Source organism: Methyloglobulus sp. (assembly GCF_040079455.1).
Taxonomy (GTDB): Bacteria; Pseudomonadota; Gammaproteobacteria; order Methylococcales; family Methylomonadaceae; genus Methyloglobulus.
Window position 1 is genome coordinate 1 of sequence record NZ_JBEBKJ010000095.1, and the last position, 13,898, is coordinate 13,898.

Sequence of the window (13,898 nt, forward strand, 5' to 3'; positions counted from 1 at the left end):
CATCTTGTTTAAATTCAAGCGTGTGCTTCGGACTTGGCCGTGTCGTTTGTTCTTTCATAGCCACCTCTAATGACTTTATAAATCTGCCTCTAGATGTGTTCCGTTTAATTAAACCCTTTCAGGCCACTATGACACTATGAGACTGGGTTTTTCTAATGGCGTAAAATTTTAAAATTAGAGTGCAAACGGTGTTCGCCACCCGGTTGAATTTGGATAAGATCGAAAGCAATATTTCCCGTTTCAACACAGACAAAATGCTTATAATCCTGATTTGCTAAGTCCGCCATTTTTCTTGACGTTTTTTGCCAAGGATTCCAGACCACACCGGTTTTACAATGTTGTGATGCGATTTCAATTCGGCGTTTAAACACGGGATCAATAACAGTCAATAGATTGTCGACATTCATGTAAATACGGTCAATTTCCTCGGCAATGGTGACTATGCTTGTTTGGGTTTTTTCCTTGCCTTGGTCTAATTTATCAAAATAATCGCATCCTTCTAATCCCAAAACCTGAACTTGGTTGATGTCCCCCACATGGAAGTAGGTATGGAATGCTTGGGTGATCGAAAACGGGTTATCTCCTGTATTATGGGTAACCAGTTCTAAACTTAAGGTTTCACCGATGGTAAATTCAAGTTTTAAGGTAAAGGGTTTTTTCCAGGTTTTTTCCTTTTTTTGGCTTTCTATAAATTGCAGACTTACCTTGGTTTCAGTATCTGTGCTTGTCGTGCTTAATACTTTCCACAGGTGAGTGCGGACAAAGCCGTGGTTAGGCCGCTGTAAGCCTTTAGGGTCAGGCCCAAACCAAGGCCAGCACACGGGAATCCCACCACGGATAGCTTTGCCATCTTCGTAAAATGACTTGCTGCTTAGAAAAAGCATATCGACATTTTCGTCAATGGGCTTAAAAGACAGTATTTGTCCACCATGCAAGGAAATCAATGCGGTAGCACTTTGATTGCGGATGGCAATGAACGGTAGTCCACCGTTTCCAGCTACAAATGTAAGGTGATTTGCAATGCCGTAATCAATGTTAAGTCGATCGATATCCATACGTTTTATTTCAGAATGAGGTAATAAATGATTAAGCAATGATAACGCCAAGTTTAACAGATGGCTATCTGCGAGAAAGTTATCAGAAATCAAAGGCAAATAAACTTAAACTATGGTATGTATATTGCTGATACTTTTCAGATTGCTATTGAAACTGCGTTTTCAAGATCTAAAAATAGCTATTTAAGTGCAAGCTTTTGCTGTTTTGCACCAATATGAAGCAATCCAATTAAACAATAAACTACACGAGGAAATTATGCAGTTAGGAATGGTCGGTCTAGGCAAGATGGGTGCCAATATGGTGAAACGGTTAATGGCTGGAGGTCATAGCTGTGTCGGGTTTGATGTCAACATGGCCAGCGTGGAAAACCTAAAGAATGAAGGCGCGCAAGGTGCGACATCTTTAGAAGAACTTGTCGCCATGCTACAACCTCCCCGTGTTCTTTGGTGCATGGTGCCTGCGGGTGATTTGACCGAAAAAACCGTCATGGCATTGTCTGAGCTTTTGGATAAGGATGACATTATTATTGATGGTGGTAACTCCTTCTACAAAGATGGCGTGCGTCGGGGGAAAACCCTTGCGGCTAAGGGCATTCATTATCTTGATGTCGGCACCAGTGGCGGAGTATGGGGGTTGGAAAGAGGTTATTGCCTAATGATTGGCGGCCCGAAACAGGCCGTTCAACTGTTAGATCCCATTTTCAAAACACTTGCACCGGGCAAAGGTGAAATCCCGTTAACCCCAGGTCGCGACAATTTAGCCGGTACGTCAGAACAAGGTTATTTGCATTGTGGGTCGGTAGGCTCAGGCCATTTTGTCAAAATGATCCATAACGGTATCGAATATGGCATGATGAAGGCCTATGCGGAAGGCTTCGACATTATGCGAAATGCTACTTCCACTAATTTACCTGAAGAACACCGTTACGACCTCGATCTGACAGAAATTGCCGAAGTCTGGCGCAGGGGCAGCGTAATCGAATCCTGGCTGTTGGACTTAACCGCCATTTCCTTGGTTGAAGATCCTGATTTATCGGGCTACACGGGCTATGTAGAAGACTCCGGAGAAGGCCGCTGGACGGTGATGGCTGCTGTTGAAGAGGCGGTTCCCGCACATGTTTTAACGGCAGCGCTGTATTCTCGTTTTCGTTCACGGCATCAGAATACTTTTTCTGACAAGATTATTTCGGCTATGCGTAAGCAATTTGGTGGTCATATTGAAAAGAAATAAGATGCAGACTTATTGGCCTGTACATTGCAAACTTTTCTCTCTTTAGCCTATGAGAGCATATCGCTTTCTTGATGTATCCAAAATGGAGCATGCCTGTGCCTGATACAAAACACGATAACCCACTTACAGCCGGGATTAATATAACGCAGGCACCACAACCGTGTACGTTAGTGATCTTTGGCGGAGGTGGTGATCTTACCCGACGCAAACTGCTGCCTGCTATTTACAATCAAGCACTGGAAGGTGAATTGCCTGCTAATTTTGCGGCACTTGGTTTTGCGATTGAGCAAATGGATGATGGTCAGTATCGAGACTTTGCCCGTAAAGGTATTGAACAGTTTTCCAGGCAACCTTTGGAACCTGATTACTGGTCGGACTTTGAGCGCTGCCTGCATTATTTACAAGGCTCTTTTGATAATCCCGATGCTTATGTGCAACTTGCACAACGGCTAAAAGAGATCGAGTCCAACTTCGGCATTCCTGGCAATCGCGTATTTTATCTGGCGATTCCACCCGCGCTCATCGAAACCTGCGTTTGCCAACTCAAGGCTGCTGGCTTAGTGATGCCGATTGACGAGAACAGCCCCTTTTCACGGATCATCGTAGAAAAACCCATCGGTAGGGATCTTGAGAGCGCCCGTAAGGTCAATGCAACTTTGTCACAAAATTTCCACGAGCAACAGATTTACCGCATCGATCATTATCTGGGCAAGGAAACGGTGCAGAACATCTTGGCGATGCGCTTTGGCAACGCCATCTTTGAGCCATTATGGAACGCCAAGCATATTGATCACGTACAAATCACGGTTGCGGAAGAAGAAGGCGTAGGTACGCGGGCAGGGTATTACGATAGCGCCGGTGCGCTCCGTGACATGATTCAAAATCATATCCTGCAATTGTTGACCCTCATCGCCATGGAACCGCCCTGGATTATGGATGCCGACGTGATACGAGATCATCGGCAAGATATTCTCAATTGTCTCAGACCAATCACCAGTGAAAATTTCGATCAACACGTCGTTCGCGCCCAATATGGACCGGGCTTTCATCATGGTGAAGATGTACCCGGTTACCGCCGGGAAGCAGGTGTTGCTCAAGATTCCATCACCGAAACTTATATTGCGCTCAAGTTGTTTATCGATAACTGGCGGTGGGCCGGTGTGCCTTTTTACATACGTACCGGCAAGCGCATGCCTAAACGAGCCAGTGAAATTGCCATCCAATTTAAAAGTGTGCCGCCGATTTTGTTCAATGCCAACCATGACCAACCTTTAGAGCCCAATGTATTAGCCTTGAGCATTCAACCCAATGAAGGTTTATCGCTACGTATTGCGACTAAATTGCCAGGCACTAAACTCAAAATTTTCCCTGTTAAAATGGATTTCCGCTATGGTTCAACCTTTGGCGAACAATCCCCCGAAGCTTATGAACGCTTGCTCCTGGATGTCATGGCGGGTGATGCCACCCTGTTTATGCGTCGTGATTCTGTCGAATCGTCATGGGCATGGGTAGATAATATTCTTAATGTTTGGGCAAGCAGCAGAACTCGTTGGATTCCTGAATATGCTGCTGGAACTTGGGGTCCGCTTGAGGCAGATCGGTTGATTGAATCCGATAACCGTAAGTGGCGAATGTTATGATCCCAAAAAATGGCACTTCAAATGTAGTGACCCAGCCACCAAAACGAATCAGAATAGCCCAGATTGAATCAGGATTAGCCGCGTTATGGGCGCAGTTTAATCAGGTAAATAGTGGCGGACACGCCGTGGTTATGCGCGCCTGCATGTCCAATCTGATTATCTACTGCGACACCCCCCAAGAAGCGGAAATTATCAGTCAAGAAATTGCTCCTATTGTGGATATTCATCCGGCGAGAATATTGCTGCTAGTAGGAAATGCTAATCCGAGTGCAGGCCCTCTTGAAGCCAGTATTGCTATTTATTACACCGCACTTGACGATGGCTGGCAGGTGTGCGGAGAACGGATAGACGTTATATCGACAACCGTTGGGTCTGATCGTTTACCTTCCGTGGCTAGGTCACAGCTAGTCGGTGATTTACCGACGACCTTATGGTGGGCATCTCAGCGGCCACCACCCACCGGCGGTGAAGTGTTCTTTCAACTGGCTGAATTGGCAAATCAGATTATCTACGATAATGTCGGCTGGCTAAATCCTGCCCAGGGTGTCGCTATCATGACACGCTGGGTTGCCGCAAAGCAAAACACACAAATTGTCCATAACCTTGCCTGGCGACGCTTTGCAGGTTGGCGCAAATTAATTAGCCAAGTACTTGATCCACAGGCGGCACCAAACGCTCTTGAGGATTTGCATACCATCGAAATAGCCCATGGTCCACATGCATTACCGATGACTTGGTTATTGGCGGGTTGGTTAGCCAGTCAACTCAATTGGCAGGCCGTTGATGGAAAACGCCTTTCTGATTCTGAACTGGTATGGCGGTTTAAGAAAAATCATCAGAATATAAAAATACAGGTCAAGCGCTTACCCAAAGGTGATCCATTAATCTACCATTTACTGTTTGACTGGAGTAAGCCGGGACATGCGGGGCGCATTTGTTTTGAACGCTTGGAGAATGAAAGGATTGGCATTGTAGCAGCCATGTCCAGCGTCCCGCCACGTGCATTTAGCGCACACGTACCAGAACGGTCAACCCTAGTTTCCGCACAACTAGCACAACGTAACCGAGATAAAATATTCGAAAATGCCTTAAAGTCTTCGAATGCGATGACGGCTGTTTTTCAGCAGTAGCTTGTACCAATCCCAATAAGTTTTCATTGTTACCTTCTCCAAAGGGAGAGGGCTAGGCTGAGGGGATTTATATGGGATTGGTATAATACCTGCAAGAAGCTAGCTCCTGGGAAAATCGGGTTGTGTGGTCTTGATTTGACAACTGTTTGACAACGGTAACAATAGTTGTGGTGTATCCCTGAGCAACTGAAGCAGATACACGAAACTATCATTAACTAAGACACAAAACTTGTACCTGTCTTTTATCTTATTGATTCAAGCAATCAAACCAGACGATAATCGTTTTATGATACATAGAATTGATAGTCAAAATATCAATGAAGACATCACCCTCCGAAAAGAAGCTGAGTCCGCATTGGTCGAAAGTGAAGAACGGTTTCGCCAAATGGCAGAAATGACCGGCGAATGGTTATGGGAACAAGACCCCAATGGTTACTACAGCTACAGCAGCAATGCCGTCAAACAAATCTTGGGCTTTAGTCGTGAGGAAGTCATCGGTAAACATTACACAGAATTTTTAACCGCCAAAGACCAAGAAACCCAACAGACTTACGCTACCAGTCAACAACCGTTTTATTCATTGGTCAACCATTATCAACATAAAAATGGGCATGAAGTGCTGACTGAATCGACTGGCTTGCCAATTATCAATGCAGAGGGGAAGTTACTGAAATGGCGAGGAGTTGACCGGGATATTACCGCTAGAATGCACTTTCAGAGTGAACTGATAGAGTCTGAAAAACGCACTAGACTGATTATCGAAAGCTCGATGAATGCAATTGTCATCATGGATTCTTACGGTATTATTACCGATTGGAATCCCCGTGCTGAAAAAATGTTTGGTTGGTCTCGGAATGAGGCGATAGGCCAGCGCTTGGATGAATTAATCATCCCTACCCGTTTTCGTAATGCCCATCGCAAGGGCTTACACACATTTTTACAGACTGGCGTTGCTCCAATATTGAACAAACAAACAGAACAAGTGGCCTTACGCCACGACGGCACTGAATTCCCCGTCGAACTCAGTGTTTCGCCATTAAAACTCGGCAACGCTTATATCTTTAGCGGCTTTATCCATGATATTTCCGGTCGTAAAGCGGCGGAACAGCAAATTCGCCAAGCCCACGTCAACCTGGCGATTGCACAGAATGAAATTAAAATCGCCCAACAAATCCAGGCTACTTTATCGCCGTCTTCGGCCATTAAATCGGATGATTTTGAAGTAATCGGTTGTTGCTTGACCGCCAATAAGGCGGGCGGCGACTATTTTGATTATTTTTATCGGAAAGAAACTCAACTGGATATAGTTATTGCCGATGTTTCCGGCCATTCCATTGGCCCCGCCTTGTTTATGGTTGAAACCCGCAGCGCTATAAGGGCGCAGACCAATCTACTGGCGACCCCTTCAGAAACTCTGGGAGTTTTGAACAATTTCCTTTTTGATGATTTAGATAAATCAGACTACTTCATCACCTTGTTTTATTTGCAATACAACATTCATACGCAACGAATAAGATTTGCCAATGCTGGACATCCTCCACCTTTATTACTAAACCAGTTTCAAAAGGAAATTAAGGAGCTGGATGCTGAAGGATTAATATTAGGAATTAGAAAAAATGTCATTTTTGAAGAAAAAACGACGGTGCTAGTAAAGGGTGATTTGATCCTGTTTTATACCGATGGCTTAATCGAAGCTGAAAACGCTAATCAGGAGTTTTTTGGCCTGGAGCGCGTTAAGGCTTTTGTTTTGCAAAACTCCCAGGAATCCCCGCAAACCATCATTGATTCGCTATTTGCAGCGTTACGGCAATTTAGCCAAAGAACCTCTTTCGATGATGATATTACGCTGATGGTTTTTAAATACGGGCGAAGCATACCGTTTCGGAAAATTGATTATTTAACACAGCTAGATATTGCGCCTTTCTAACGCATTAGATATGCGCCTTATGCGGTGAAAATGTAGGTTGTGGGTGGATTGCGAACCCCAACAAATCGTGCCAAAAAATGTTGGGGTTCGTACCTCACCTAACCTTGTATGATGAAATTTAATAAAAACATACAGAAGTAAACAAAGTAAGCTTTAACGATTCAATGGGAGGCCGTCCCAACCTGAGGACTGATAATTAATCAGAGCCTGTGTGTAAGATTGGCTCCCGCCCTATTCACCCATACCGTGGAGTATCCGAGGCCTTGGGCCTGCATACACAAGGATGGCAGGTGCATGTGCTGGGCCTGGAACCGTTGGGTAGTCTACTTTCTATAACACATTATAACAAATCAATATGATCACTATTCAACCCACCAAAACCGAACAAGAACCCAAGCCGGTGCATTTCGCTGGCATTGATGTCGGTGCTGAAGAGCTGGTTTTGGTGATCCGCAAGAACGGCAAACCTTTCGGCCCACAAAAGTTCACCAATACCCCGGTAGACCGAACCCGCTTGGTGAAGAAGCTGGTGAAGCTGCAGGGGGTTATAGTTTGCCTGGAAGCCACGGGTATCTATCATTTTGATTTGGCCATCGCGCTGCATGATGCGGCTGTCTTGCTGATGGTGGTGAACCCAAAGGCCTCGCACAACTTTGCCCGCCGCATCAATGCGCTGACGGGCCAAAAAGCCGCCGCCAAAAACCACCTGCACGCGTTAACTGGCACACAAGAACCCCCTAAAGCCGTGCTGCGTGATGCCAAGCTGGCGATCACCCAACTAGAAAAACGTATCGGCAGCCTGACCGCTGAAGCGGCGGCTTGGATTGAAGAGCATTCTGAACTTAAACGGGTTATGGAACTGTTGGTCGGCATCAAAGGGATCGCTCAAACCAGCACCATTGCGCTAATGGGGGAGCTGTTATTGTTGCCGCCAGACCTTTCGCACCGCGAGTGGGTAAAGTTTGTCGGGCTTGGCCCTAAAGCATTTGACTCCGGGAAAAGCGTCCACAAAAAGACCCGCATCTCCAAGGCGGGCAACCGCCATATCCGCGCCGCCCTGTACATGCCCGCCCTGAGCGCCAAACAGCATGACCCACACATCAAGGCTTATTTCGACCATCTTAATGCAACAAAATTATCGGCTCAAAAAAATGCAAAAGAACTGGAAGCATATATTGTTAAAAATGGCTTACAAAGAGTAACCCTGCCAACACTAATAAAAGAGAATGATTTTTCTGTAGGCCAGATGCAGGATGCAAGACAACTGGTGCGCTGGGTATTTGAAGCTAAAAAAGGAGATGTAAGTGAACCATTTAATATTGGTGAACAATTTGTTGTAGCTAGTGTAGATAAAATACAAAGCGAAGGAACGCAAGACGCAACAACTGCAAGACCAATGGTGGAAGGAGTGATACGCAACGAAAAGAAAGCCGAAACAATAATAAAAAAATTGGGAACCGGTACAACCCTTGAAGCTGCTGCATCTGCCTACGGCAAACAAATTGAGATTGCAGGAGGAGACTCTTCGCTTACTTTTAGCAGCCAGATGATTGCAAATATTGGCGACGAGCCAAAACTAATAGGCGCCAGCTTTAACAAAGAAAACCAGGCAAAAGTATCTGCTCCAATTGCAGGTAACAGCGGCGTTTTTGTAATAATGGCAAATGGCAAGAAACCGTTGCAGGGTGTTTGTGCGGTGATGCGTAAACTGATCCATGCTATCCACGGAATGCTAAAACACGATAAGCCGTTCGACAGTACACGGTTTTATGCAATCCCAATAAACACCAAATAACCAAAATACAACTAAATGGGCTTGACTTTGAACAGAGTACCTACAAAATACCCAACATACGGGATACAGACGGGGCAAGATGCCCAGTCTGGCTGAGAAGAGACAGGTTACAAACCCCGTCGCGCGGAAATATTCCTAACACCATCCGGCACAATCGCTTGATGCCAACCGACTTGATATAAAATCTCTTTGTATTCCTGATAAATCTGTATGGCCTGCTCTTCCAACGGGAAGAATTCAAAAGCATTCAGTGCCGTGGCCTTAATCGTAAGTTCTTCATTGGGATTTTGTAAAACCGGTAAAAGAATATCTCTCACCTCCGCAAAAGCGAACTTGGCTAGAATTAACATTAAAACCGCTTGCTCCCTGATATAGGGGTCGGCATCGTTAATAGCATCGGCGAATGCTTTTAATAGGACACCTTTATTTTTGTCTTGGGAATGCAGTAATAACTTTAAGGCATCAAGCGCGTTTTGTTGTTCGGCAACTTCATCTTGCCGCGATATGTGGGCTGGTGGTTCATCGATAACTAACGGATAAACAGGATTTAACGGAAAATTTGAATTGGCTGCTGTATCCTGCACCAAAATTTTGGCTTCCACATTGGTTGCTGGGTTTAACCATATCCGGCCCATTATCATAGGGCATAAACGAAAGTCTACAGGTTGACCTGCGGGTATTTCCACATCCCAAGTACCTCTATCTTCAAGCCATTCAGGATCAGTCGAATCCAACGCCATATCCGCTTCAGTCCATTTATACATATAGCGTTGTTCAAACACTAGGGCATAATCGCCTTTAGGCAACGCAAAGAAACGGCTTTCACCCATTAACGGTTCAACCACAATGCCTTCGTCTCCTATCACTTTAAAAGGCACTTGAATTGCCCGAATGGTGTCGTTACTTAACTGTACGGGCCCATCAAGATAAACATCAATATGAATAACCGATTCTGACGTAAGCAAGAAGAACACAAACATACCCGGCCAGGCGAAAAAACCTTGCTCCATGTGGATATCTTGAAAATCGCAAGGCCTTTCGCCCTCTACATAATAGGCGGGGTCAAAAACGTACACTGTCCCGTAATCTACGAATGAAAAATAAGAGAGTATTTTCATATCAGCAATTATTTCGTATAGGCATCTTTGTAATATAAAGAGCCTTCTTTATTAGAGTCCATTAAGGCATCCACCAATTCAATTTGGTCGCCATCGTTATATAGCTTTAAGACATTACCTAAAAAGCCGCCAGAACCTCCATTATCTTTTGGATTCATGTACTGAATATGTGCGGTGCCAGCGTTTTCTTTAAATGCCTTGGGCGGATATTCATCCCTCTCAAATCCTGGTTTGATTGGATAAAGCTTTTTATTTGTAGATAAAATACCTCTAGCTATGGATTTTGCCTTTGCCGCTGGCGATTTTGAATCGCGGGTGACAATCCGTTCAGGGTGTTTACGGCCTTTGCTGTCTGGTTTTCCCGCTTACGCCCTTTGTACATGCAGCGTGGATTCTGGCCATCGCTTGTGGTCATAGCACATCAGCCCAAGCGCCAAGTTTAACACTGGGGTAGTTTGGTTTAAACCCAAGTGCCATTTGACGGCTTGAGGATGAACCCGTAAATTGGACACGCTAGCATGTTGAAAAATTTTGCTCGCATTTGCAGGGGCAATATTAACCCCAATAGTAGCCCCCGGATCAAACCAAAAACCGGTATTGACGACTTTAAAATACAGTTGGTTTGTCTTTGCAGCCAATAAATCGGAAGGTTGTAGAGTTAACGGCAGCGATATTCCTGGCCATGCAAGTATTGGGGCATTCGTGCGTATACGTTCACCATTGAACCATATATCAACCGCATCACCGTCATTGTTAAACGGATATCCCCCTCCTGCATCGAATACTTGCAAGGTTATAGCTCGTTTGCGGAAAATATTTTCCGCTAATGAATGTTGTGGCCGTGTTGTAACCGAACGAGCCATTGCGGTTGGGGCGACAATACCGCTTAAGGGTTGCAGTTTTGCCGCATCTTGCTGTTTCTGGCAAACATTGTCATAAACGTTATGCCGAAAGCGCCAGACTTGTAAGCTCAGCTCTAAATCGGGATATTCCTGCATGACGGCGTAATCGTTAAACCAGCCGATTTTTGGATGTGTGTTTTGAAAATTCTGGGCAAAGTCCGTATAGTCAGGGTCTTCACCATTTATTAATGCTATTTCAAAAGCACTGGGCAGGTAAAGATTGCTGAATTTAGTACACGGGGGGGGGGGGCACATTGTCAGACCATGCTTTCATTGGTATTAATGTTAAGGCAAAAAGGAATGTGCATAATTTTAGTATGTTTGTTTGGGTTTCATTAAACATCGGCATTACCTCCATCGTTGAGTGGAACATGAAGTTAACAGTTAGTTGCTATGTTTGTCAACTGATTGTAGCTATTTGTGCAGGGCAATCGCGCTTAAAAGTGCTTGACTTTTATAATCTAATTTTAATCAATCAGTTACAAATTTTATTTTTTCAAACAATGCAGAAAATCACGAAAAGACAAGAAAATACTATTCGTATCATGTTGATTTTAAATGACTAAAATTTAAGCGCGATTGCCCTGTATCTTCCTCGCATTGTCAGATATGACGGCACTGTTCTTACAGGGTCATTTAATTTTTAATCATAACTGTAATGTTTTCGTAAGGGTTTAACAACTTTCCAATGGCTGTTTAGGCCTTCTGGGAAAACCACTAAGTCGCCTGGTAAGATTCGTACTGGTTCGCCACCTTCTGGTGTCACTAGGATTTCGCCTTCTAAAATATAAGCGGTTTCGGTTTCGTCAAAGTCGATGGGGAACTCGGAGACTTCTTTCTCCCATATTGACCAGTTGGCTACGCCTAATTCTTTCAAACGTTCTTCACTGGGGTTATGTTCTATGGTGATTTGTGTCATGGGTTTCCTTAATTAAAGTGATAGGTTAAGTCTGGATTTTAGCATTTTTCAGGCGGTCTTTTGTGCTAATCGAATATATTGGAATCCATAAGGGGATTTTTTTGAGATCCCCTTATGGATATGACGGTATGATTGAAAGAACGCTCCGTTTTAGGCATGGTTTGATTGTTTGGCATGGGCGTGATGGGTTTTTTGCGATGCTCAAGGCTACCCAGCCTTCTACGGCGACAGTGCATAAGTATCTGCCCCTTCTCTCTTGAGGGACGACCGCCAGGGATGGCGGAAGTGCGGGAGTAGGTATGGAATCTACGACGCTAAGGTCGGGATGAGGGGGGTATAAACAGTTGATTTTATTCTCCTCGGCAACCGCTCCATGCGTTGCCCTACCTCCTGCATCCATGCAGTCGTCACCCCAACCAGCAGGAGAGAGGCTTGGTGACTTGGCAACCCATTGTTTTCGTTATATTGAAAAGTTGTGTAGATACTTATGGGCTACAGTGCCAGCATCGGCATCAGCCGCTTTACTTTTGTCGTGGATTATTCAGTTACGGGATCTCAAGATATTTGTTTTTGAGATCTATATAATGTTGACTGGAATAGACCAAAAAGTCTCGTTCACTATCTTTTAACGGCCTGACTAATTTGGCCGGAGAGCCAACGTAAAGATGTCCGCTTTCGAGCGTTTTCCCGGAAGGAACTAATGCGCCAGCACCTAGCATTACGTAATCTTCTATGACGGCATCGTCCATAACGATTGCGCCCATACCGATTAGGCAGTAGTTGCCAATTGTGCAAGCATGGGCAATTACCCTGTGGCCCACGGTAACACCTTTACCGATAGTTAAGGGATAACCCCGATCCGTAAATTTTCCATAATGCGTAACATGCAATACAGAGCCATCTTGGATATTGGTGTCGTCGCCAATAGTGATGCTTTCAACATCGCCTCTAATTACAGTCGTCGGCCAGATAGAGACATTATCACCAATCGTAACATTACCTATAACAATGGCGCTGTCGTCAATGTAAGTCGAGCTGCCAATTCTTGGCACAATATTGTTGAATTTTCGAATACTCATGGGGGATCTCTGACAATAAGTTACGTTATGGATCGACAAGCTGAGTACGCTATAACTTAGTAAGTAGTACAAAAGTAATTTGCGATTATCCTAGCAAGGTTCGACAATTTTTCGAGTTGCCAGAGTACCAGTACCTATGGCTTGATTAAATGAGCCTTTAATAGCGAATATAGGTAGCGTTTGGATTGATGTGTATTGCCAGGTATGGCAGCTTATCGTCTTGGAATTGGAACAAAACTCTCTTGTGCCATTAACGGTGGGTAAGCGGAGAGATTGAGGCCGGTTTGTCTGGCAGAAGTTTAAAACTCTGCCAGACAACAGCAAGTTTATTTACCTACGGCAGCAGCTTCTTTTGCAGCTTCTAACGGTTTGGCAACCGAGTCTTTAGCGCCTTCAACAACGGCTGCTGTACCTTCAACAGCAGCAGTACCAGCACTTTTAGCACCTTCAACAGCTGCTGCGCCGGCATTGGCAGCTCCTTCTACGGCAGCAGCACCAGCATTTGCTGCACCTTCTACTGCTGCAGCGCCAGCATCGGTTGCATTTTCAACGGCAGCAGTCCCAGCAGTTGCGGCACTGTCTACGGCAGCAGCACCTGTGCTTGCTGCTTTTTCAACGGCTGCAGCTCCAGCGGTTGCTGCGCTATCCACGGCTGTAGTGGCAGCATCGGTTGCGTCTTTAACAGCGGCAGTACCGGCATCAGCCGCTTTACTTGTAGTTGATTGTTCAGTAGATGAAGTTTTCGGGGCGTTTCCGGCGTTATCACAGCCTGCCAACAAAGCTATACTGACCATACCTGTAGCAATAATCTCTTTAGTTTTCATGCTTATGTATCCTGATGTTGAGTTATGAAATGGTTACTGCTTGTTACCTGAATATTTCATAGGTAATGTCTAATACTAACACATAGACACGTGTATTTTGCAAAAAAATAAGGCTTGAGAGTACCAAATTAGCCCTATTTTTGCGTGAGATATTTACGTAAATTTAAGGTTAAATTTTAGAGAGTGTTTACGTAAAGATACATATATATTTCCGTTGGTACTCTAGGAAGGTAGTTGAATTAGTCAGGGCTACCCACAGCTTGATGGAAGCATTGACC

Annotated in this window: 13 protein-coding genes; 6 read left to right on the top strand and 7 right to left on the bottom strand. The window is 44.7% G+C overall.

What is annotated here, in order from left to right:
• Positions 1-152: 152 nt before the first annotated feature.
• Positions 153-1,055 (bottom strand): D-hexose-6-phosphate mutarotase, encoded by a 903-nt coding sequence (locus tag ABL924_RS15960; protein ID WP_349028092.1) that lies wholly within the window; start codon positions 1,053-1,055, stop codon positions 153-155.
• Between the two features lie 256 nt (positions 1,056-1,311).
• Between ABL924_RS15960 and gnd the strand changes: the two genes are divergently transcribed.
• From gnd to ABL924_RS15985, 5 genes are all read left to right on the top strand, one after another.
• Positions 1,312-2,286, top strand: a complete 975-nt coding sequence (gene gnd / locus ABL924_RS15965) for a phosphogluconate dehydrogenase (NAD(+)-dependent, decarboxylating) (protein WP_349028093.1) — start codon at positions 1,312-1,314, stop codon at positions 2,284-2,286.
• 89 nt (positions 2,287-2,375) lie between these two features.
• A complete protein-coding gene (gene zwf / locus ABL924_RS15970) occupies positions 2,376-3,926 on the top strand; it encodes a glucose-6-phosphate dehydrogenase (protein WP_349028103.1) in 1,551 nt (516 codons plus the stop codon).
• On the top strand, positions 3,923-5,056 hold the full coding sequence (locus ABL924_RS15975) for a glucose-6-phosphate dehydrogenase assembly protein OpcA (protein ID WP_349028094.1): 1,134 nt from the start codon (positions 3,923-3,925) through the stop codon (positions 5,054-5,056). Before zwf ends, ABL924_RS15975 begins: the two co-directional genes overlap by 4 nt.
• 286 nt (positions 5,057-5,342) lie before the next feature.
• Positions 5,343-6,983: a SpoIIE family protein phosphatase gene (locus ABL924_RS15980; RefSeq protein WP_349028095.1), complete on the top strand. Its 1,641-nt coding sequence runs from the start codon at positions 5,343-5,345 to the stop codon at positions 6,981-6,983.
• A gap of 355 nt (positions 6,984-7,338) precedes the next feature.
• Positions 7,339-8,778: a transposase gene (locus ABL924_RS15985; protein ID WP_349028096.1), complete on the top strand. Its 1,440-nt coding sequence runs from the start codon at positions 7,339-7,341 to the stop codon at positions 8,776-8,778.
• A 107-nt stretch (positions 8,779-8,885) separates the two neighbouring features.
• Here the strand turns inward: ABL924_RS15985 and comJ are convergent, their stop codons facing one another.
• Genes comJ through ABL924_RS16000 form a run of 3 tightly spaced genes read right to left on the bottom strand, consistent with a single transcriptional unit; the run spans position 8,886 to position 11,053 of the window.
• Positions 8,886-9,896, bottom strand: coding sequence for a competence protein ComJ (gene comJ, locus ABL924_RS15990; protein ID WP_349028097.1), 1,011 nt, complete (start codon positions 9,894-9,896; stop codon positions 8,886-8,888).
• Between the two features lie 8 nt (positions 9,897-9,904).
• Positions 9,905-10,219: a NucA/NucB deoxyribonuclease domain-containing protein gene (locus tag ABL924_RS15995; protein ID WP_349028104.1), complete on the bottom strand. Its 315-nt coding sequence runs from the start codon at positions 10,217-10,219 to the stop codon at positions 9,905-9,907.
• Positions 10,220-10,261: 42 nt separating this feature from the next.
• Positions 10,262-11,053 carry a hypothetical protein gene (locus ABL924_RS16000; protein ID WP_349028098.1) on the bottom strand — a complete coding sequence of 264 codons (792 nt, stop codon included), beginning with the start codon at positions 11,051-11,053 and terminating at the stop codon, positions 10,262-10,264.
• Between ABL924_RS16000 and ABL924_RS16005 the strand changes: the two genes are divergently transcribed.
• A complete protein-coding gene (locus tag ABL924_RS16005; protein WP_349028099.1) occupies positions 11,053-11,364 on the top strand; it encodes a hypothetical protein in 312 nt (103 codons plus the stop codon). The two genes, ABL924_RS16000 and ABL924_RS16005, sit on opposite strands and share 1 nt — an antisense overlap.
• 77 nt (positions 11,365-11,441) lie before the next feature.
• Here the strand turns inward: ABL924_RS16005 and ABL924_RS16010 are convergent, their stop codons facing one another.
• The 3 genes from ABL924_RS16010 to ABL924_RS16020 form a co-directional block, all read right to left on the bottom strand.
• A complete protein-coding gene (locus ABL924_RS16010) occupies positions 11,442-11,717 on the bottom strand; it encodes a cupin domain-containing protein (protein WP_349028100.1) in 276 nt (91 codons plus the stop codon).
• A 545-nt stretch (positions 11,718-12,262) separates the two neighbouring features.
• Positions 12,263-12,796, bottom strand: coding sequence for a gamma carbonic anhydrase family protein (locus tag ABL924_RS16015; RefSeq protein WP_349028101.1), 534 nt, complete (start codon positions 12,794-12,796; stop codon positions 12,263-12,265).
• A 326-nt stretch (positions 12,797-13,122) separates the two neighbouring features.
• Positions 13,123-13,620, bottom strand: coding sequence for a hypothetical protein (locus ABL924_RS16020; RefSeq protein ID WP_349028102.1), 498 nt, complete (start codon positions 13,618-13,620; stop codon positions 13,123-13,125).
• Between the last annotated feature and the right edge of the window lie 278 nt (positions 13,621-13,898).